The organism is Bradyrhizobium sp. SZCCHNR1002 (genome assembly GCF_032381435.1).
Lineage (GTDB): Bacteria > Pseudomonadota > Alphaproteobacteria > Rhizobiales > Xanthobacteraceae > Bradyrhizobium > Bradyrhizobium aeschynomenes.
This window is the reverse complement of the sequence record NZ_JAUHIS010000005.1, coordinates 325,594-345,865: the sequence shown is the minus strand read 5'-3', so window position 1 is coordinate 345,865 and position 20,272 is coordinate 325,594. Positions and strand designations below refer to the sequence as shown.

13 protein-coding genes and 1 pseudogene are annotated in these 20,272 nt (G+C 60.0%); 2 read left to right on the top strand and 12 right to left on the bottom strand.

Features of this window, described 5'->3' with window-relative positions:
* Positions 1–222 precede the first annotated feature (222 nt).
* Positions 223–1,674 carry a tyrosine-type recombinase/integrase gene (locus tag QX108_RS24160; RefSeq protein ID WP_315783358.1) on the top strand — a complete coding sequence of 484 codons (1,452 nt, stop codon included), beginning with the start codon at positions 223–225 and terminating at the stop codon, positions 1,672–1,674.
* 266 nt (positions 1,675–1,940) lie between these two features.
* Here the strand turns inward: QX108_RS24160 and QX108_RS24155 are convergent, their stop codons facing one another.
* The 12 genes and pseudogenes from QX108_RS24155 to QX108_RS24100 all read right to left on the bottom strand — a co-directional run bounded on the left by QX108_RS24155 (position 1,941) and on the right by QX108_RS24100 (position 11,900).
* Entirely contained in the window at positions 1,941–2,468 is a 528-nt protein-coding gene (locus QX108_RS24155; protein WP_315783356.1) for a hypothetical protein, read from the bottom strand.
* A 23-nt stretch (positions 2,469–2,491) separates the two neighbouring features.
* Positions 2,492–3,490 carry a hypothetical protein gene (locus QX108_RS24150; protein ID WP_315783354.1) on the bottom strand — a complete coding sequence of 333 codons (999 nt, stop codon included), beginning with the start codon at positions 3,488–3,490 and terminating at the stop codon, positions 2,492–2,494.
* 231 nt (positions 3,491–3,721) lie between these two features.
* Positions 3,722–3,874, bottom strand: coding sequence for a hypothetical protein (locus QX108_RS24145; protein ID WP_315783352.1), 153 nt, complete (start codon positions 3,872–3,874; stop codon positions 3,722–3,724).
* 659 nt (positions 3,875–4,533) lie between these two features.
* A complete protein-coding gene (locus QX108_RS24140) occupies positions 4,534–4,614 on the bottom strand; it encodes a hypothetical protein (RefSeq protein ID WP_315783569.1) in 81 nt (26 codons plus the stop codon).
* Positions 4,615–5,174: 560 nt separating this feature from the next.
* Complete coding sequence (locus tag QX108_RS24135) at positions 5,175–5,735, bottom strand: tyrosine-type recombinase/integrase (protein WP_315783350.1); 561 nt, start codon at positions 5,733–5,735, stop codon at positions 5,175–5,177.
* Between the two features lie 564 nt (positions 5,736–6,299).
* Entirely contained in the window at positions 6,300–6,587 is a 288-nt protein-coding gene (locus QX108_RS24130) for a hypothetical protein (protein WP_315783348.1), read from the bottom strand.
* Positions 6,548–8,197 (bottom strand): annotated as a pseudogene (gene tnpC, locus QX108_RS24125) (IS66 family transposase). The gene QX108_RS24130 and the pseudogene tnpC overlap by 40 nt, the downstream one beginning before the upstream one ends.
* A 70-nt stretch (positions 8,198–8,267) precedes the next feature.
* Complete coding sequence (gene tnpB / locus QX108_RS24120) at positions 8,268–8,588, bottom strand: IS66 family insertion sequence element accessory protein TnpB (protein ID WP_409998550.1); 321 nt, start codon at positions 8,586–8,588, stop codon at positions 8,268–8,270.
* Between the two features lie 251 nt (positions 8,589–8,839).
* On the bottom strand, positions 8,840–9,019 hold the full coding sequence (locus QX108_RS24115; RefSeq protein ID WP_315783344.1) for a transposase: 180 nt from the start codon (positions 9,017–9,019) through the stop codon (positions 8,840–8,842).
* Between the two features lie 667 nt (positions 9,020–9,686).
* On the bottom strand, positions 9,687–10,805 hold the full coding sequence (locus QX108_RS24110) for a hypothetical protein (protein ID WP_315783342.1): 1,119 nt from the start codon (positions 10,803–10,805) through the stop codon (positions 9,687–9,689).
* A gap of 330 nt (positions 10,806–11,135) precedes the next feature.
* A complete protein-coding gene (locus QX108_RS24105; protein WP_315783340.1) occupies positions 11,136–11,438 on the bottom strand; it encodes a thiosulfate oxidation carrier complex protein SoxZ in 303 nt (100 codons plus the stop codon).
* A 3-nt stretch (positions 11,439–11,441) separates the two neighbouring features.
* A complete protein-coding gene (locus tag QX108_RS24100; RefSeq protein ID WP_315783338.1) occupies positions 11,442–11,900 on the bottom strand; it encodes a thiosulfate oxidation carrier protein SoxY in 459 nt (152 codons plus the stop codon).
* A 217-nt stretch (positions 11,901–12,117) separates the two neighbouring features.
* Here QX108_RS24100 and QX108_RS24095 point away from each other — a divergent pair, with 217 nt between their 5' ends.
* Positions 12,118–20,259 carry a hypothetical protein gene (locus tag QX108_RS24095; RefSeq protein WP_315783336.1) on the top strand — a complete coding sequence of 2,714 codons (8,142 nt, stop codon included), beginning with the start codon at positions 12,118–12,120 and terminating at the stop codon, positions 20,257–20,259.
* The last annotated feature ends 13 nt before the right edge of the window (positions 20,260–20,272 follow it).

The following is a 20,272-nucleotide window of genomic DNA, read 5'->3' as shown; positions in this document are numbered from 1 at the left end:
GGCGCGCCCGGAACGATTCGAACGTCCGACCCTCAGATTCGTAGTTCAAAAACATTGCTTCGCCACGCTATCCGACTGTACGCCACAGCGCAACGATAGACGAAAAAGTCCTTAATTTCGAGACATTTATCGTACACCCTCGTACAACGTCGGGGCCGAACCGTCGAACTCCCCGATCTGCCAAAACCGTTTGAAAAACCGTTTTAGTTTTGGAGCGCCCTGATGGCCGACGTCCGCCTCCTGCTGACCGACAAGGAAATCGCCCGCCTGCCGTCCCCGAGCGAGGGCTGGTACCTGGCGCGCGACACCGAACTGAAGGGCTTCTTCGTCGTCATCGGAAAGCGGAAACGAACCTTCACCGTCCAAGGCGACCTCCGCGGAGACGGCAAGCGGGCGACATCGATCCGGGTCGCAATTGGAGACGTCAAAGAACTCTCAACAAGGACGGCCCGCGCAACTGCCAAGGAATATCTGGCTCAGATAAGCCGGGGTCAGCATCCCAAACCCGGATCGAAACTGAGCCGCGTCGCGGCCAGCGGGGATAGCTCTACAGCAGACCATCCGGGCGGCATCACGCTGAGGCAAGCTTGGGAGCGATATCGCGACGCCCACATGGTCCGGAAGGGCCGCAGCGAGCGCACGATCGAGAGCTATCGGGATCACGTCGAGCGCATCTTCGTCAAATGGCTCGACACGCCGTTGGACGATCTGGGCCGCAATCCTGCAAAGGTGGTCGACAGACATGACGAGATCACCCGGGAGAACGGGCCTTATATCGCGAATGGCAGCATGCGCACTCTCCGGGCGATCTATTCCCACGCCCGCAAAGCCAACAAGGCCTTGCCGCCCGATAATCCTGTCGGGGCCATCGACTGGAATGGAGAGAAGCGACGCGACACCGGTATGGGACCAGGTGATCTGAAGTCCTGGTTTGCCGAACTGTCCGCATTGGACAATCCAATCCGCCGCGAATTCCATCTCTTCACGCTGCTTTCAGGATGTCGACCGACCGCGCTGCAGGAAACAACTCCCAGCGATATCGACTTCAAAAGGCGGATCTTGCACATCCCCAGGCCTAAAGGCGGGTCCAAGCGAGCCTTCGATATTCCCCTATCTCGCGAAATGATCCGCTGCCTGATCCGAGTCATTCGCTTTGGACATCAGATGCATCCCTCGCACGCGCGTCGATGGATATTCCCAGCCGACAGCGTGTCGGGGCATATCGCCGAGCAGAAAGAAGATCGAGCAACGCTGTCGAAATGGGGCAACGATCTGCGACAAAGCTTCCGCACCATCGCCGCCGCAGCCGGCGTCTCGGAGTTCGATGCAAAACTGCTGATGAACCATGCTATTCCGGGAGTGAACGCCGGTTACATTACGCGCCCTCGGCTCCTGGAGGATCATCTCCGGCGCCAACAACAGGCGATCAGCAGCGCCGTGTTTGCGGCGCTGAATACAAATAGCCCCGATATTCGCCAGTGGCTGAAATCCAACGGCGCGCGGCTTTTCCATCAAACAGCAGAGGTTATCGGTGCCGATAGTCGGCAAAGACAAGGAGTGTCAGCAATCGCAAACGAGAAAACAGACACAATGGACGAAACTCGCTCAGTTGCGTCTACTAGACGCGCGAAGCCATGTTCCATTCGGTCGGGGAGAGAAATTGGTTGCGGCTAAAATTAGAGCAGGCTGCTTCGCGATCGGCTCAAGCCCGCACGAATCTGCGACGAAGAGCACCATCGTCGAAGTGATGCGCTTGAGAGATGAGAGGCTGCCCCGTTCTTCGAAGTCGTGTATATTTTCCGAGCACGGTCCGTAGAGCGCGGAAATCTTGTCGTACAGGGCATACACCCGAGTATAGAGGTAACAGGCAGTCATGAAGCTCTCAAGATTGCTCAAAAGTAGCGCGCTTAGCTTAACTGCCTGGATGTTTGGGCTCTTAGTCACCAGTCGACCGCATTTAAGAAGCTGCTTATCCGCTCCGGCCGCTTTCCTCGCGGCCTTTCACTGCTCGTCACATCCTGGATCTGAACAGAATCAAGAAACTTCATGTGCTTCTTGTTCAGAAGGTCCGGGTTCTTCTTCCGCCCAGAAAACATTAACATCACTTCCAGCCATCGCAATTCCTCGGCGGTGATCCGCTTCGAGAAGCCGCTGCGGCTGGCTTTCGGCTTCGCAAGCAGGTGTAGACAGATGGTGCCCCTAGCGGCTCGCCAGTCATGCGATATCTTAAGGAGGTTATTCTTGTTGAACACCTCCCTGCGGAAGTCCTGCCTGTGAGTGATGCCGACATACAACGGCTTATAGTTTCCCTTGTTTCGCAGAGATAACAAGTAAGCGCCGCGAGCATAGGAAAGACCCTGCACTTCTTCGTCAACGAATCCCCAGGCACCCGATTGCCACCGACTGGAAAACACATTCCCACGGTCTATCGGATAAGGTCCGTAGACATGGAAAGGACTAGAGACCATCTCTGACACTCCCAAAAGATTTTCTAATAGCCCGCTTTGCGCAAATCATTAGACGCCTTGGCGATTGAGGTTGTCATGGCACCGACATTGTTTGCCGCGTCGAGTAGGTCATTACCAGATAGAGTGATGAGTTTCGCGTTCGCTTCGGCAATATGTTTCAATAGCTGCAGATAATCGGGACGCCTTCCAACAAACGTCTCGCGCTCGCCCAAATAAACCGCGTACTCCCGGGCAAAATCCAGCACGCTTGTTCGGGTGGTGCCGGCCAGATGCGATTTCAGGATTTCGTCGCGCCTCGCTTCTGTCCTGGTGTGGATGGAAGGATAATAGTCACGAATGAACCGCAGACGCTCTAGCGCGCATGCATCCCAATAACTGAATGCCAGCGCTTCCGGTCCTGTAAGCGAAAGCAGCGTCTTCTTTTTGCTGAGCGCTTTCACCGTTTTTGACAGCGGCTCGCTCATGTTCAGGGCGGCAGCACGAATAGCTGTCTCAGCTGTATACTTCTCTATGGTTTGAGCGATGGTGAGAACTGACTGCAGGGCACCGAGGACGAGCGATGCCTCCGGGATAAGCTCGGAGCTTTTGAATGTCGTCAGGACCGTACTTGCCTTACCGATCGTGGTGTCGATCGCCTTGTAATGCCTGGAGATGTCTGAAATGAGGTCTCCATAGCTCGCGAGAGCAGCGAGGATTGCATCCTTCGATCGCACATCGATGCGCGCCTCAAGGAGAACTGCGTAGTCCGTCTTCCGAAACCGAACGCTTGCATTGCGGTAGTAGTTTTCGAGGTCCTGAACGACTTTGTCGTCCGGATCACCACATGAATAGGTATCGTATGAAATAAACCTGAGCTGTTCGGACTTGCGGGCAAAGTCCTTCATCAGGTCGACCTCCAAGTTGTCTTGGGCCGTCAGGGCTGACGAGAAAGCGCTGACTTTCTCAACGAAAGGATTCCCTAGGTCCGCGTTGGTGCCACAACCGGCAAGCAGAGCTGCGATGCAAAAGACTGAAAAACGCATTTTGCGCCCCCGAGCAAAGTAAAAATGTCTCGCTCTAGTTGAACGGAAGCAAGGCCCATCCTTAACGATGTACGCGTTATCCACAACAGGCGAAGGTGAGACGGCCATCTGGACCAAGATCGGCGCAGCCTGGGTGCACAAAGACGGAGAGCGCTTCAACATCCAGCTTAGCTTCAAGAATCGTTGCATTCAGGCAGAAGCGGAATCACCGGGCGAACGTCCACAGATCGTCTACGGACTGCTCTGCACGCGCGAGGCGCTGCCGATCGCGATCGAGGTGTTCGAGGGCAACACGGCGGATCCGACCACGCTGAAATCCCAGATCGACAAGGTGAAGTCGCGATTCGGAATCAAGCGCGTGGTGTTGGTAGGTGATCGCGGCATGATCAGCGCTGCGAGAATCCGCTACGATCCTGACGCTTGGATCTGGACTGGATCACTTACCTGCGTGCGCCGCAAATCAAGTCTCTGGCGCCAGACGACGGTCAATTGCAGATCTCGCTGTTCTACGAGCGCGACTTGGCCGAGGTCGCAACGCCGGCCTTTCCGGGCGAACGGCTCATCGTGTGCCGCAATCGCGGAGTTGGCCAAGGAGCTCGGCCGTAAGCGCGAGGCGCTGCTGGTTGCGACCGAGCAGGAACTCGCACGGGGCCAGTCCCAGGCGCGACGCAAGGGATCGTCTCCGCGCACCGCCGCCGAGATCGGCCTCGCCGTCGGCAGTGCGGTAGATGCCAAGAAGATGGCCAAGCACTTCGCGCTCGATAACGGCGATGGGGACTTCTGCCTTACTCGCAAGGCCGATCAGATCGGCTGCCGAGGCCAAGCTCGATGGCAACGGTACCTGCGCTCGCGCACACGACCCGAACGCCGCCCACAGCGCGAGGATGTTGCCGGCTGAGTTGTACAATGTGAGCTCTACGTTGATTGAAGTGTAAGTTCTAAGAACTCCAGTCGATACTGACGGTATCCGTTTCTTCAGTGTACGCATCCGGTGAAGACCACAGGCGGAGTAGCCCGTGCGGATGGACGATTGATCGGAGGGATCAGGCAGCGGCAGGGATGGCAATGTGTTTCCAGCTCCAGGGCAGCAGGTCTGCGATCCTGCTGGCCGGATGATCGGGCAGCCTGGCGAGGACGTCGGCGAGCCCTGCTTGGTCAGCCGGACCGTCAGTACGCCGGCGTCGAGGTCGACGTCATCACGCTCCAGGCCCATCGCCTCGGATATACGCATGCTCGTCACCGCGATCAGCCCGAATAGGGTATGGTAGGTCCATCGGCGCAGCCCGCCCGCTGGTGGCAGAGCCAGCGCTGCCGTCAGCAACGCATCGATCGCCGCGTCGCTGTAGACATAGGGTTTGGCGCGCTTCCATCCGGGCAGCATGCCGACGGGCGGTACCTCCGTTCTCGGATCGAAGTTGGCGACATGGCGCGCGAACCCGCGCACGTCGCTCAATCGCAGCGCCCAGGATGCATGACGATCGGGCGGCAGCGTTGCCCATTCCATTGCCAGCTTCGTGGTGATGATCCCGGCTTTGCGCTTCTCCATGAAGGCGACGAAGTCGGCGAACCGACAGGTCTGGTGCTCGTACTTGTAGCCAACCCCCTTGCGCATGTCAGGTACTTATCGAGTTCAGCGCGCAGATTGGTCATTGCACGCCTCCCGGCCAGGGCAGGCTCACTGTTCTCAACGCATCGATATCAACCTTCGCGTAAATCCGGGTAGTGTCTTGGTTCTCGTGCGCAGCAACTGTCCGATCCCCGACAAGGTTGCGCCAGATCGGAGAAGTTCGGTAGCGAGACTGTGTCGGAAGTTATGGGCGCCGCGGTGTGCACAACCGTCGATTCCAACGCGATCGAGGGCGGCCTTTGCGATCATGGTGATCGCACATCCGAAAGCAAAGCCGATGCGCGGCGCGAGTGTGCGGACGAACAACTGTCGGCACGCCGACTTTAGGCGGCCACTGCGCAGATATGCAACGATGGCCGCGCCAACGTCTGGCGGCATCGGCATCCGTGCCCGCTGTCGGCCCTTGACGCAAACGAGTATTACGCCGGTGCGCCAGTCGATATCATCAAGGGTTAGCGTCACGACCTCGTCGGCCCGCAGGCCGAGCTTGGCCAGCAACAACAGAATGGCGTAGTCCCGCCGTCCCATCACCGTCTCTCGGTCGCAACCGTCGAGAGCCTTCCGCACCTGTGCAGCAGGCAGATAGGTCGGCAGAGTTGCGAGCTTCCATCGTCGCATCGATGGAACGCAATCCGCCAACGGGCGTGCGTTCAGCCCCTGATGGTGGAGGTAACGAAGAAGGGCGCGCAACGATCAGCGCATCGCCTTGCCTGTTCCCGGGCTCCAATCCTGGGCGTGGCGCTCAACGTAGCGGATCACCCTTCTTGGCTGATCTTGCACAGGGCGGCGGCGCCACCGGGGCACACCTCGTGCAGGAACCTGCGGATGACCGGGAGATGGCGGACGATGGATCTCGGGGCCAAGCCGCGCTCTGATCGTAGGTAGACATCGAACTCCTTGAAGATCCGTTCGTGCGGGGCGAGAGGCGGTAGTACCAACGGCGCGATCGCCGCCTTCCGCGCGCAGCACCGACAGCCATCGCTTGAGCGCGGCTCGGTCACCGGGTTGGATAGACTGCTTCCCGCCTCGATGTCGGAGGTACCGCTCAACGGCCTGTTCATCGAGATCGACCAGCTTGTAGAGACGGCCGGCGATCCAACTCAGGAGCCCACTGACCACGTTGAGGCAACGCCACACGCCATGCCGAAGTAAGCATCCGGCGTGAGCCGCAGGCTGGGTCGATTACTCGGTTCGCTGGCGATAGAGCAGCTCCGGCTTCTCCTTGTGCATCCGCACCAGCTCGATCAGAGTTTCGACCCCTTGGTCAGTGAAGGCCTGGACGCCGTCTTCTCCAACGCCATAGACCCAGATCACGCCGTCCTCGATCTCCATCTCGTTGGCCACGTCAGTCAGCCAGCCTTCGTCTTCCCCGAGGTTTTTCGCGACCTGGGTGATGGTGGTGACGTGATGAACCTTGTTGACGTGCATGGTCATGCCGCGCGAGCGGAGAGCGTTGATGCCGGTGTCCATTTCCAGGGCAGCAATTCGTCCAGGCGGTGAGCTGGATGAGAGGCGATGCGCGCGAGGACATCGGCGAGCCAGGCCTGCGGATCGATGCCGTTCATTTTGGCCGTGACGATCAGGCTGTACATGGCCGCCGCGCGCCGACCTCCGCGATCGGAGCCGCAGAACAGCCAGGATTTTCGACCGAGAGCGATGCCCCTCAGACCGCGCTCGGCGGCATTGTTGGAGAGGCAAATCCGCCCATCATCAAGGAACGCGGTAAAGCTCGTCCAGCGCTTGAGGATGTAGTTGAACGCCTTGGCGAGGTCGTGGCCACGGGACAGTCGGGCGAGTTGCTCACGCATGTAGACTTGCAGGTCCTCGACCAGAGGCAGGCTCAGGGCCTGCCTCACCCGAACGCGCTCCTCGGCGCTCGTGCCATTGATGGAGCGTTCGATCTCGAACAACGCATCGATCCGTTGCACCATCTCGATCGCGATGGGCGAGAGCGGGATGTCCTTCTTGCCGGAAGCCTTGCGTCGCGCGTTCTCCTCGATGTCGGCCATGATGAAGAACGGACGCCGGGTGTGCACCCAACACGCCGCTTCCCGGATCGGTCCAGGGCGGCGCCCGGCCAGATAGAGCTGGTGTATCCCTCATAGGCATCGGCCTGCAGGATGCCGGCATAGCCTGCCAGATGCGCCTGCGGATGCTCGCCCCTGCGGTCGCGGGAGTAATAGAACATCGCTGCCGGCGGGTCGGCGCCGCCAAACGGCCGATCGTCCCGAACGTAGATCCAGCATCTCCCCGTATCGGTCTTGCCCTTGGCCAGCACCGGCACGGTCGTACCGTCAGCATGAAGGCGCTCGGCCGCCATGACATGGGCTTCGACCAGACGTAGCAGTGGTTCCAGCGACGCACAGACCGATCCAACGGCATCCGCCATGGTCGAGAGCGCGATCGGCACGCCTTCCAAGGCGTAACGTTCGGCCTGGCGGTTCAATGGCTGATGTTGGCCGAACTTCTCGAACATGATCATGGCCAACAAGCTCGGACCGGCCCATCCCCGCGCCACGGCATGGAACGGCGCCGGCGCCTGGCTGATCTTCTCGCAGTCACGGCAGGAGAACTTCTCCCGCACCGTCTCGACCACCTTCCACTGCCGCGGCACTGCCTCCAGCGTCCGCGTCACGTCCTCGCCGATCTTGCGCAGGCGATTGCCGCCGCAGCACTCGCACGCGGACGGCGGATTGATCACCACCCGCTCACGCGGCAGATGCTCCGGGAAGGTCTGGCGCTCCGCGCGCTTGCGCGTAAATCCGCGCACGGTCGTCGTTCGGGCCGCGGCCTGCTCGGCGGACAACTCGTCCTCGGTGGCGTCGGCCTCCAGTTCCTCGAAGGTCAGCGCCAATTGCTCAATCAGCCGCGACGAGCGCTCTGACCGCTGTCCGTAGATCTGATTTCTCAGCTTGGCAATCTGCAGCTTCTGCTGGGCGATCAGCGCGCTGTCTTCCGAGGCTTTCGCACGGGCGACGGCCAGCTCCGCAGCAATCTCCACCCCCCCTGGCGCGCTCGGCTGCCAGCGCCTCTTTCAAGGCCACCATGTCATCGGGAACGGCGTCGCGCTCAGCGTTCATGCAGCGCAGTGAATCACAGATCGGAGGTGTTGTGACTCCCCAAACGCCCCGAGCCTAAGGATTTATTGGCTCAGCCCGCGCTTTGCGGTCGCCAGCTTGCCTGGGGATTTCTCCAGTCGATGCCCTCGAGCATGTAAGCCATCTGCGCCGCCGAGATCGACACCGCGCCGTCCGACGCCGAAGGCCAGATGAACCTGCCACGGTCCAGGCGCTTGGCGTACAGCGACATGCCCAGCCCGTCATGCCAGAGAATCTTGACCAGATCGCCGCGGCGGCCGCGGAAGATGTAGAGATCGCCGGCATGCGGATCGCGCTTCAGGCTCTCCTGGACTCCAAGCGCCAGGCTTTGCATACCGCGACGCATGTCGGTGTGGCCGGTCGCGATCCACACGCGTACCCCTGGCGGAATTGGGATCATCGCGTTCGCACGCCCGCCAACGCCGCGATAGCAGCCTTCAGCGTCCTCTCATCGACGACGCCCGTGATCCGCATCCTGGCTCCGGCCACAAGCTCGATCTCAATCGCGCCGCCGCTGGCAGGCACGACCGGATCAGGTGTCGCTACCGGATCTGCGATCACAGTCGCCGGAACGAAGTCCACTCGCGGCCCGGCTTCATTCTGTTCCGCGCGGAACAGCCGCCGCTACTTGAGAAGCAACGAACGTGAGATGCCGTATCGCCGGCCGGTTGCCGAAACCTGCCGGCTCCCCTGCAGGCTCTCCATCACGATCCGGAGCTTCTCATCCTCAGACCAGCGCCGCCGCCGACCCGTCTCGACCACTTCAAGCCGCCCGATCGGGGCACTGTCCTTATCTCTGTCCATAAGGACAGTTCTCAGCACAAACACCAAATTGCCAAGGCGGCCCTCGGCGGAGGGTTACGAAGACGCCGAAGTTCGCGAAGGATCCACGCTTCGTCGATGAAACGGAGAAGGGACGGCTACGCATCGTCAGCCGGCGGGCCCGAGGCCAGCATCAGTGCCATAGCGTTGGCCATTGCTAAACCTCGCGCGGTACGTTCACGATAGCCTGCCAACGACTGTCGCATTCGCAAACCGTTGAAATCTTCTGGTTGTAGTGAAAAGCCCCATTGGCCGGGGTTAGCTAAGACGATCCAGATTTACAAAAGCGGCACTTCAAATCGATTCGATCTAACGTAGGGTCTAAAAGTGCTAGCCATGAGACTTTGCTGCGGGGGCGCCCTTTGGCGTCGTCATACCGGATGGAGGAAAGGGTTGAAGTGCGTCTGTTGCTCCTTGGCAGCGGCGCCGTGTCCAAATGGGCGGCGAACCCGGATGACGAAGTCGGTCGGTCCGCTTCGGTGAGAGTGCATATGAGCGCCGACCAAATCCGCTTGCGGATCCAAGCCGCCCGGGGGACGAACTCTCTGGCGATGGCCGCTTTTCACCCGAAGCGGATTTTATGGAAGCGCTCAGCGTGCTTGAAGCCAGCGAATATAAAGATTTGAACCACTCGCTTCCAGGCCTACTGCTATTGCTCGATGTAATTCAAATTTACGGTAGCTACCTTTGCTTCTCTCGAAAGCAAGCTAGCTATCACTTCCCACAAGTCGCGGCCTTCTCGAAGCACGACGTAACAGCACGGTGAATTCGAAGTCTCGATAGACTGATCGCTTGGAACAACAAAGCCGTGACGCTCTCCTAGAGCAGCAATTTCCTCTCGGGTCGTACCGGGTTCGACATGTAGCCCAAATCCATTTGTCCGATATCGTCCCTCAGGTTGGCCACTTAGAATAGAGTAAAGGACATCGATTCTGCGTGGAGATAGCCCGGACATCGGCCGCGCACCCGCAGCACGGAGCTCCGGGACCGCCGATACACCACGGCTAAGAACTTCTGACGCCGCTAGCACCCGCTGTGAGCCTCCACCCTCGTCAATTTGCGCTGCCAAGTCACTAATCTTGCTTGAAGAAAGGGCCTGCAATGCAGGCGGTACAAATGCCTCTGCCATTTCAACTGTCCAGGTAAACTTGTGACCACTCCCATTGCTTCCAAATAAGGTCTTCGCCGAACTGACGGCGTTTTCAATGTGCTTCTTTTGCTCAGTGCTCCAAGTGCCCTTGTACGACACAACAATATTAATGTTCTTTGAGGACCAATCGACCGCTGCGTTCAATACAGACTTCTCCTGAGGGCCCATTCGTTGTCCCGTCACACGTTTCGGTCCCATGACACTTGTGGATTGATCATGACCGTTAACCGTACCGGCGCCGGGATCTATATGAGTTCCCTGATTTGCAGGTGTAAGCGTTGCGAAAATAGTGCCGGTCGCACTTGCCGATTCACGAAAATTTCGATCGCCATCCACGTGAACACTGAACTTACTATAGCCTGCTGCGAAACCCGTTGCATGCAGAAGCTCATGATGCGCGGTGCGAGTTGCGTCACCGTCTGTCCAAATAGGCAAGAAAAACTTGGTCGAGGCGCTGACTGGGATCTTGTTTGTGTCAGTCGTAAAATTCGAAGTCTCCGCCACGGTTTCCGCGCTTGCGACGCCCGCGATCGCGACCAGGAACACGATAGCCAGTGCAAGCGCCTTTCTAGAGACGCCAGCCGGTCCCTTCATGATCGGGCTGCAATGTTGAGACATTCTTTCCTCCTTTGGTTCGGGAGCCTCACGGGCCTCTCCATCACTTCTGTCCGGGCGCGGCCCAACGCGCCCAGCAAGCCAAATTGCTCCGTCACAAATTCTTTGGGACTTTTGCTTCCGCGGTCGGGGCAATGAATTGACCGTTTTGTGTTCGAGCGGATTGCTTCATCTCGAGGATCGGTGTTTGGCGACTGGTCTCGCTTGGCGAGTCTGACTGGTGTGAAGCGACGATATCCCAGGCATCCCGGATACACTTTTCCAACTTCATTCCACAAGAACGAACCCGAGCTCTTAAACCGTACTAACAAATGCTTCCTTTCCTGATGATCGCTACGTCACCATAATTTGCTCTTCGGCAACGATGCTGCTTCCATCCTCGCGGATCCAAGTGAAGCGGAGATGCAAGGGTCCGCGAGCCTGCGGCTTGAACTTGAAGCGCATGTACGGGTTGGCAGAAATCGCTGCTGTCAGGTCGACCGAGAAGATATGCTTGCCGCCTCCCTCGCAGCTAAACTTTTTCAGCATGGAGGGCGACCCGGCCTCCATGAGATTCGAGACGAAAGTCTGCACCTCGACGGCATTGCCTTGCGGCACCGTTCGCTTGTCGATCCTTATCCGTGGTTTAGGTGACATTTGTTAGATGCACCCCGCTTCTTTCACGGTCACATCCCTTTTGATCTTGTAACAAGTGCCGTCGCTCAGCCGCGCAACAGCTGTCACACTATGCTTTTCCGGTGACGGCCTCGGCTTGGCGAGCCTGATCCGCGTGCTCGCCTCAGCCACGCTCGTGGGTGAAAAGTGGAACGTGACAATGGTTGGCTGCGCGTTCCCGGAGGTAACCACGAGCAAGTCCGTTAAATGGGTGTTCTCTCTCGTCGGGATGTCGACCGAGACGGTGATCTGCACGGCGCCGCCATCATCGGTCTCGGCCGGCAGATCCAGCGTCATCCGATCCTCGATCGGCTTTTTTCCGCCTGCAAATTGCCCGATCAGCAGGTCGACCGCAGTTTGATCGGCGTGCGCAACGTCCGATCGTCCCAACACGGCCATGCCGAGCGCGCCAAGGAAGGCCGACAATTTCTGGCGGCGGGTCAAATATAGCGCCACACGACTCCCCCAAAGATGGCGAGCGATTTTATCGCAGCCCAATAAACGCGTGACCGAATTTCATCATGCCACTGAATATTTTGAATTCGAGAGGCCCAACCTTAGATAGCGCTATAAAGTTGTGGACAACTGCGTATGCAACGCAATACTGCGCGACGGCGGGGGTGGTTGTCATTTTACTGGTGTGGCTCTGGGGGCGAGCCACATGCATCGATACGTTCTGACGAACTTGTTGCTCGACGAAACAAGTGGCGGGAAAGGTGCGACGCAGTTCACGTCGCCTCCGGTCAATCGGCGACATTTTCTGATTGGGTCGGGCGCGGCCTATCTAGCTTCGGTCACGCCCGCGCTCGCCGATGGTCTCCTCATTGAGAAGGTCGGGCGAGGTTTTCGCCTGACTCTGCAAAGCAACACCTGGCTCGTCGATCCCGAAAAGTTCGGACCGGCGTCCACGGCCGAGTATCGATGGGTCGATGCGACCGGGCGATACCGTTCGGGCGTGCCGACGAGCGCCGACGATCCGACGCTGATCGCCCATGAGATAGAACTCAAGAACGCTGTTTTTCCTGGCTTTTCGCTGCGCGCCGATTTCAAGGCCCAGCTCTATTCTCGCGCGGGAGAGTGGTATCTGAGGATCGGTTTTGCCGAAGCGAACTGGAAACAGATCGAGATTGCATTCGCCGGCTGGATCGATCCGGACGCAAACACGCGGACCAACTACCGAAGTGCGTATCGTGGCGCTGCCATCGTTGTCGGCAACGTCAACAACCGCGAAAACAAGATCGATCCGGAAGGCCGCCCGGCGCAGTTCGAGATCGCCGCGAATTTCGCAGCCAGAATTGCAATGGAGCCCAATCGGGGCGCCCTCCGTTTCGCGTCGAAGCGGTTCCGGTTTGGCGCCACCGGCATCAGGCTTTTCCTGGACAATCGTGCCGGTGTTCCGCTGCCAAATCATGCGATAGGCCCGCATGCCAGCCTGGCGTTCGAGGATGCGCGCTTTCGCCATGGCAAGGCCGACCTGGGGCCGATCGGCCGAACTCTCAAGGCGCACATCGATTACGACCATTGTGAAGCCGTGATGGTGGGTTTCCATCTGTCCGGCACGCGCCCGGCGCTAGCGGACGCATTGTTGCGCCTCAACGGCGACGGTGCGTTGGTTCTGTCGGGGCCCGGCACTGGACCGATCGGAACGCGCCTGCAGCTTGAGCACTGGCGCGTCGTCGCGCGCGCCAATGGCCTCGACCATGACGCCAAGTTGGCAGGCTGGGTCGCGCGCTTTGCGCACGCGATCGAAGGCGATCGCGTTTCCATCGTCGTCCAGGGCGACGGCTACAGCACGACGCGACAAGATATCGAGCTCGACATCGGATCGAAGGCGAGCGAGAGGATCGCTTTCAACAGTCATTTGCTGGCGGCGCACGTTCCGATCCTCGGAGCGTCCACAGCGGACCTCGACTTCCGCCGCAGCATTGTCCGGATCGTCCTGGGCAAGCCGGAGCGGGACAATATCGCGCCAGACAGCGTGCCACGGGATGCACGCTACCAGATTGCCGATGGGCGCGCTTATTTCAAGACGGTGCTGGACAACGCCGATCTCCGCGTCAAGCGCAGCACGGATCTGCTCGATCTGTCGTTCGGATTCAAGCGATACGAACTGAGCGTCGAGGACGGCGTCGCGCTTCTGTTCCGCCGTCCCCAGCTTGCAACTGCCAGCAATCCAAGGGCAAGGGCAAAGCCGCCGCTTCCGGTCGATCCCGATCAACCGCTGCTAATCGTCAAATTCCATCCGCAATATTTGCTTGAGCAAGCCTTCGCCGAGGACGGCGGATCGGGGTGCGCAGCGAAACTGCCGAAAGAGCAGGACAGGCCCCCCAACAGTATTTGTTACACAGAGCCAGGCCGCGACAATCTCAGGGACATCAGGCCACCCGGTTTGGCGCAAACCCGGCTGTCCGGTCCGTCACGGATCGTGTTCTCGGAGACAGACAAGACTAATCGCTCGCCCAAAGGCGATCGGCTCAGCGTGAGCTATCTCACCGAATGGTCTCACCTTGCGACCGTCGTCAACAAGCGAGCGTTGCCGCGGGATGCCACGCTGGCCGACCAGCTCGATCTGGTTGGCATCAATCGTCTCACCAGCCGCACCGACGCCAAGGAAATGATCATCGCCAACACCGAGCCGCCCGGCCCGGAGGAAACGGCAATCGAGCCGGTCTACCGGATGATCATCTCTCCAGACGCCAAGGCGCGCTGGACGACACCGCGCCGCCTCCCTACGCCGGCAGCCCCCTCCATGTGGTCAGCGGAGCTGGCCAATCCGAAGTCGACCGCCGTGCGCGTGTTGTGGTCGCGCGACATGGACCTATCGTTCCTCGAGGCCGGCGTCGATAAACTGGATGTACCGGAGCGTCAATTCAAATCCGACCCGGTCTTTGCAGCTTCCGTGAACCGGGAAGATCGGCGCCAGCTGGCGCAGATGATGTCGGTCTACGGCATCGCCGCGCTGCGGCGAATAACGCTCTCCGGATCGGACGATCCGAACGGGATGGTGTTCCTGCCGCAGGAGAATTATTGCGCGCTAGACCCCAAAGAAGAAGATTCGGTGGACTCGCCGCCGATCACGGCCCGCCAGGAGGGCTTCGTGCTGGCGCGTCCGTTCGACGATTCATTCCGCCTCCAGCTTGCCCGTGCCGCCACGATGGACGCGCGCTGGATCGGCGAGCCGCCGGCACCCCATCCCAGCAAGAGGCCCGACAAATACCAGCAGTTCTTCAAGCCCGCATTCACGATCGAAAAATATATCCACCAGACGCAGGATGGCCGCGATACCTTCGTCGAAGTCACCTACAAGGGATTTCTCTTCCCGATCGGTCATCGGGCCGCACTTCTGAAAGTCACCAAGCGCGAATTCTGGCCCGAGAAAAGGGATCCCAACGGCGCGCCTATCGCCTATCTCATCCAGCGTCGCTACATCGTCGTCCGCAAGCCGGAGAAGGCGTTCCCGGCTTACGCGCAGCCTTATGCGTCCCGGGACTTCCCGGCCAAGAAGGTCACGATCAAGACCATTCGAACGCCTGATCTCGCGGACCCGGAACCGATCGCGGCACTCGGCCGCCTACCGACGGACGTGTGCCGGCCGCTTGACGCCGGCGGCTCGGTGTTCTGGCCGCAGCTGGCGGCCAGCACATCCGCCGACCGGCTCGACGCGCTGTTCGAGTACACCATCGATGACGGCCCCGTGGTGCGTTCCCCGCTGCTCTTCATCGACAACGCGGTAGTGCACGACGCTCCGTCGATGAAGGTGGTGACGGAGTATTACAATGCGCTGCCGCAGCAGAATCTGCTGACGGGCGATGCCGACAAAAACAAGGATTGCTTCCTGCGCGTTGCCAAGCTGTTCGAGACGCCCCGACGCTACGCGGACGAAATCAACAAGGGCGAGTGCTCGTTCAAGAGCGCCGCATGGGTTCTGGGCGCGCGCGGCCGCTTGAGCACATCGGTCATCACCGTCACCAACGCTGAGAAGGCGCCGGACAGCGCCTTGATCCGGCTGACCGTGAGCAGCCTTTCGGCGGGATTCACCGACCTCAGGACGAAAACCAAGTATCGCGTTGCCGGCGTGCTCGGTACCGACGAGGCCAACGACGTGTTCGAATTCAAAAAGGTCGTCGTTAAGGTCGTCAACGGCGTCGAGGTCGTCGACGACAAGCATGTCGACCTCGTCGGTTCAACCTTCTCCAAAAAGTACATCTCCGGCGGCACTATCGGTGAGGTAGGCGACGATTTCACGATGGACGCGTTCATGGAAGGACGCGACCAGCCGCCCTTCTATCCGATCATGACCAAGGGGCGAATCACCGTCGACAAGGTCGACCGCCTCACCGGCGCGCCCAACACGGCGATCGAGGTCACGTTCGATCCCACTTACGTCAAGAACGGTTTCGATCCGACCAACAATCCCTCGGAAATTTTCCTCGACGTGCTGCGGCCGGATATTCAGTTCGACCCGGCCGGCAACACCTCCCAGACCGGCGGTGTTGCAACGACGAATTCACTGCTGGCAGGCCTTGCGCGTCGCTCCGGCCTGATCGGCGGCACCGGGGCGGCACCTTTGGCGTTACCATCCTGCCAGCCGCGCACCGATGGTCCGCCCGCCTGCGCACCGGCCACACCGGCGCCGATGGCTGGGCCGGCGGCGGCTGTCGTCGTGGCACCGCCGCTTGCTCCGGCCGCCGCCACCAATCCGGCTCCCGCCGGGTCGCAACCCGTCAGCCCCTACAACATGGCTTCGGCGCTGGCCGGCCGCTTCGATCCGATCGAGTTTTTCGGCGGCGCGCTGAAGGACGCCAAGCTGCTGGGCATCGTGCCGTTGAAGGACATCCTGCGCGCGGTGCTGATTGCCGCGGCGCCGAAGCTGGTGGAGACCGCGCAATATGGCGCGGCAAAGGCTACGGAAGCGATTGAGGAGACTCTCAAGGCGATTATCAAGGTGGCAAAGCCCGCCGCCGAGACGGTTGTCGAGAGCATCAACAAGATCGAGCGGGAGGCCGACGCCAAGCTCAAGGACGTGGGCACCCCTCAGATGAGCCTGTCGGCTCTCTATCCGAAATTCACCTTGGCCCTCGACCAGACCAGGATCACGGCGGCCAAGATCGCCGCCCTCGAGGACACCGATGCCAAGGCGGAAAACGCCGACAAGCTCTTCGGTCTGGCGAGCGCGTTCAAATCTGACGTCGAAACTGTCATCACGGAGTTGCGCCGGCTGGCGAGCGATCCCATGCCGACGATCGTCCGCGAGCAGCTGGCACTTCTTCAGGAACAATGGAAGCAGCTGCGTAACTTCGCCGATAACCCCAAAGAGACGATCGAGAAACTGCTCAAGACGGTGTTCGATCCCGGCACATTGTTCGACCAGCTATGCGGGCAATTCGACCCGGACACGTTCCAACTCGTGTTCGGCGTGCTGGACGATCCGGCCAGCGCCTTCACCGCGTTCCCGGAGCCGGCGCAGCGTACGCCGCCTACCGCGGAGCAGGTGCGTGCGCAATGCGTCCGGCTCGTGAAAAATCCGGCAGCCGTACTGCCCCGGCTTCAGCAGGCGCTGTTCTACGAAGTTTTTGCCGAACCGTTCTCCCGATTGCTCGCCGGCGTCCAGCAGTTGCAGCAGCAAGCAACCGGCAGCGTTGCCTGGGGGCGCGCCGTGGTCGCCGACCGCATCGCCGCCGTGCTGCGCAGAGGCATCGGCGAAGCGCAGGCGCAGGGGCTTCCCGACTATGCATGTCAGATCCTCGCCGACATGGAAACGGCGATCCCGCTCATCGTCGTCAACGAGCCGCTCGATCAGATTGGGCCGAAACTGGAGGCGGCGGCGAAGCAGTCCCTGGATAGCCAGATCAAGAAGCTGCAACACGATATCAAGCTGTGGCGCGAGAAAGCCAAGAAGGACGTCGACCTTGCCCTGAAGGATGTCAAAGAACGTGCTCTCAAGCAAATCGATGAGGCCACCGAGGCCGAGTATCAGAAAGCATTTGCATATTGGGCTTCGAAGAAAAAGCTGGCTGATGCCTATGCCAAGCTGGCGGCAAAATATGGCTTGAAGATCGTCAAGATCGATACCGACAACGAAACGATTACGGTTGAGATTGCGCCTCCAGATGAACTGAAGAATATCGTCAACGAAATTCGTAAGGTTGCCGAGGAGGAGATTCGCTCGGCCGTAGCCGAACTCGAAGCGAAATTGCGCGAGCAAGCGAAAGCTGCGGCGGAAGGCTTGGCACAGCGCGTCTTCGCCTTTGCCAACGGCGTCATCGATACCGCGCTGCGTTCCGCCTTCGCGGTCAGCGTGGCGAACGCCGGCAAGTCGTTGACCGATCTTTGCGGCGCCGCAGCCAAGGACGCTTACGCCTTCGTCAACAACCTTGCCGTCGGGCTGACCGATAAGATCGATGCGAAGCAAATCACCGATCTGCTCACCAACATCAACAATCAGCTTGGCCAGTTGCAAATACCCGCCAATGCGCCGCAGGACGCGCGCGATGTCATTCTTGGATTGCATGCCTCCCTGACACGGAGCCTACAACAATTTGCGGGCGCCGTCCTCGAATTCGAAAAGATACGGAAGAAACTGCAAGACCCGGACACGGGTCCCAAGAAGCCCGGCGAGCCCAAACTGGATGCAGTTGGCTATTTCTGCCAAAAACCTAAGGAACTGCTCGATCTCACGGCGCGCTCGGTCGACCTGCGCCGGCGCTCCGCGCAGGCGATCGTCGATGCCTTGTCGCACGTCGAGACGGCTGTCGATGTACTGCCGCGCTTGGTCAATGCGACCCCGCCTGCTCCCCCTGCGCCCGCGGGCGCTTCTGTCGTCCTGAAATCCGTTCCGGCAACTGCGACGGATCTCGATGCGAGCCTTAAGGCCCTCGCCGATGCCCTTGGGAAGATGGTTCTTCAAATCACCGTGGTGGGCAGCGTCGCCAACAATGCGTCGAGCTGGTCCAGCGTCAACGCCAAGGTGACGGATCTCAAGAACGCCGCCGCGTCCGCCAAGGAAGCAGTAGCCGGCGTCGAAGCTGCGCTGAAGCCGTTCACCGATCTTACCGATCCCAACAGTCCGATCCGGCTGCAGATCAAGGCAAGCTACCAACCGCACGAGGCCTTGAAGCTTGCCCAGGATGTCCTGCAATTCACCGTATTGAACGACCGGCGGCTGGCCGGCGTGGTGCTCCAGGCCGCCCAGCCCCTTTTGAAGCTCTGGACGGACATTCTCGCGAAGACAGCCAAATCACTCGGCGAGGTCGCCAAGGCCCTCAATGTGATCAACGGTACGGTCGAGACCACGCTCACGGCCGTAGTCGGTCTGTTCCAGCCGGGAGCAGGCGGCGCACCATCGCTGCTGTCGAACATCGTGTCGCGCGACACGCGCGCGGCCCTGGAAAACGCGCTGGCACGGGTTACGGCCGACAAGAACAGCCTTGATGCCATCGTGAAACTCTGTGCGGCGACCCCTCTCGACGCCCAGACCATCGCCAAAGCGCTGACCGAGCTGAAAGGCAATTGGGCGAAAAATCAGCCCGGCCTAATCCAGACTCTGCAAGTCGCGCGGAACATCGTCGATGCCGTCGCCTCCGGCCACTTTGCTGCGCTGTTCGATCTGGCCGAGCTCGAACACCAGTTGATCGAGGCCGTAGCCGGCCTGATCCCGACCCGCGTGACGCTCAACTACGATTTCGACACTGAAGTCGGCGATTTCCCGTCCAGCGATCCGATCTTCGCGATGGATAAGGAAAAGTACGGGAGCTACGGCCCCGATCCCGCGCGCAACGACCTTGATTTGCGCACGCAAATCACGGTCGATCTGCTCAGCGGCAACCGCCAGGTCTCAGCGGTCGGATATATCAAGCCGTTCCGGATCCACCTGCTTGGAAACTCGCTCGATCTCGCCACAGTCCACTTCAAGGGCGCGCGGTTCGAGACGACGCCGGGAGGAGACACGAAATTCACAGCCGACATCGGCGAAGCCGAGATCGGCTCGATGTTGTCGTTCCTTCAGGCCCTCCAGAGCTTCATGAGCCCCTCGGGTGGCAACGGCTTCTACCGCGGCATCCAGCTGATTCCGCCGCAGATCGAGGTCGGCTACCGCTTCAACAAGGACGTTCTCATCGTCGGCGGCCTGATCTTCCAGAACATCGGCTTCGGCATCGGCGCGATCCTGCCGCTCGACGGGCGGCAAGCCGAGTTCCGCTTTAATTTCGCCAGCCGTGAAAAGCCATTTTTCATAAGCGCGCCGCCTCCCACGCCCTACGGTGGGGGAGGCTTCGTTGGGCTGCGTGCCAATGCCCGGGGCGTCGTCGCCTTCGAGATTCAGCTGCAGTTCGGGGCCGCTTTCGCCATCGAGTTCGGCCCACTTCTGGCTTTCGTAAGAATATCTGCGGGCATTTACCTGCTTTCCGAAGCCGGCGGCCGCCGCATTCTCGAAGGTTTCGTGGAGGCGGTCGGCGAAGGCAACATCGCCTGCTTCTCGGTCTCGGTGCTGATCCAGATCAAGACGTCGCAGCAAAGCGACTCGTCGATGGCCGGCAGCTCGACCTATGCGTTCAGCTTCAAGGTCGGCTTCTTCGAGGTGACCTACTCGGTGACCGCCGGATATCGCACCAAAGGAAGCGGCGGCTCCGCCCAGGCCCAGATTCTGCCGCAAGACACAGCAGATGCCTACGGCCAGACGGCGCTACCGCCCGCGCGGCGGGGGAGAAAATCGAGACCGGCTGCCGTCGCGCGGCGCAAGGTGCGCACCGAGGTGCCGGCTATGCAGGACAATTGGAAAGAATACCGGAAAAATTTCGATATCTAAGTTTGTGAGGTTA

Excerpts from the sequence above, each read along its gene's own strand:
- QX108_RS24155 (WP_315783356.1), bottom strand. The coding sequence starts at position 2,468 with ATGGTCTCTAGTCCTTTCCATGTCTACGGACCTTATCCGATAGACCGT.
- QX108_RS24095 (WP_315783336.1), top strand. The coding sequence starts at position 12,118 with ATGCATCGATACGTTCTGACGAACTTGTTGCTCGACGAAACAAGTGGC.
- QX108_RS24135 (WP_315783350.1), bottom strand. The coding sequence starts at position 5,735 with ATGCGACGATGGAAGCTCGCAACTCTGCCGACCTATCTGCCTGCTGCA.
- QX108_RS24115 (WP_315783344.1), bottom strand. The coding sequence starts at position 9,019 with ATGGACAGAGATAAGGACAGTGCCCCGATCGGGCGGCTTGAAGTGGTC.
- QX108_RS24110 (WP_315783342.1), bottom strand. The coding sequence starts at position 10,805 with ATGTCTCAACATTGCAGCCCGATCATGAAGGGACCGGCTGGCGTCTCT.
- QX108_RS24160 (WP_315783358.1), top strand. The coding sequence starts at position 223 with ATGGCCGACGTCCGCCTCCTGCTGACCGACAAGGAAATCGCCCGCCTG.
- QX108_RS24105 (WP_315783340.1), bottom strand. The coding sequence starts at position 11,438 with ATGTCACCTAAACCACGGATAAGGATCGACAAGCGAACGGTGCCGCAA.
- QX108_RS24130 (WP_315783348.1), bottom strand. The coding sequence starts at position 6,587 with ATGGACACCGGCATCAACGCTCTCCGCTCGCGCGGCATGACCATGCAC.
- QX108_RS24145 (WP_315783352.1), bottom strand. The coding sequence starts at position 3,874 with ATGCCGCGATCACCTACCAACACCACGCGCTTGATTCCGAATCGCGAC.
- QX108_RS24150 (WP_315783354.1), bottom strand. The coding sequence starts at position 3,490 with ATGCGTTTTTCAGTCTTTTGCATCGCAGCTCTGCTTGCCGGTTGTGGC.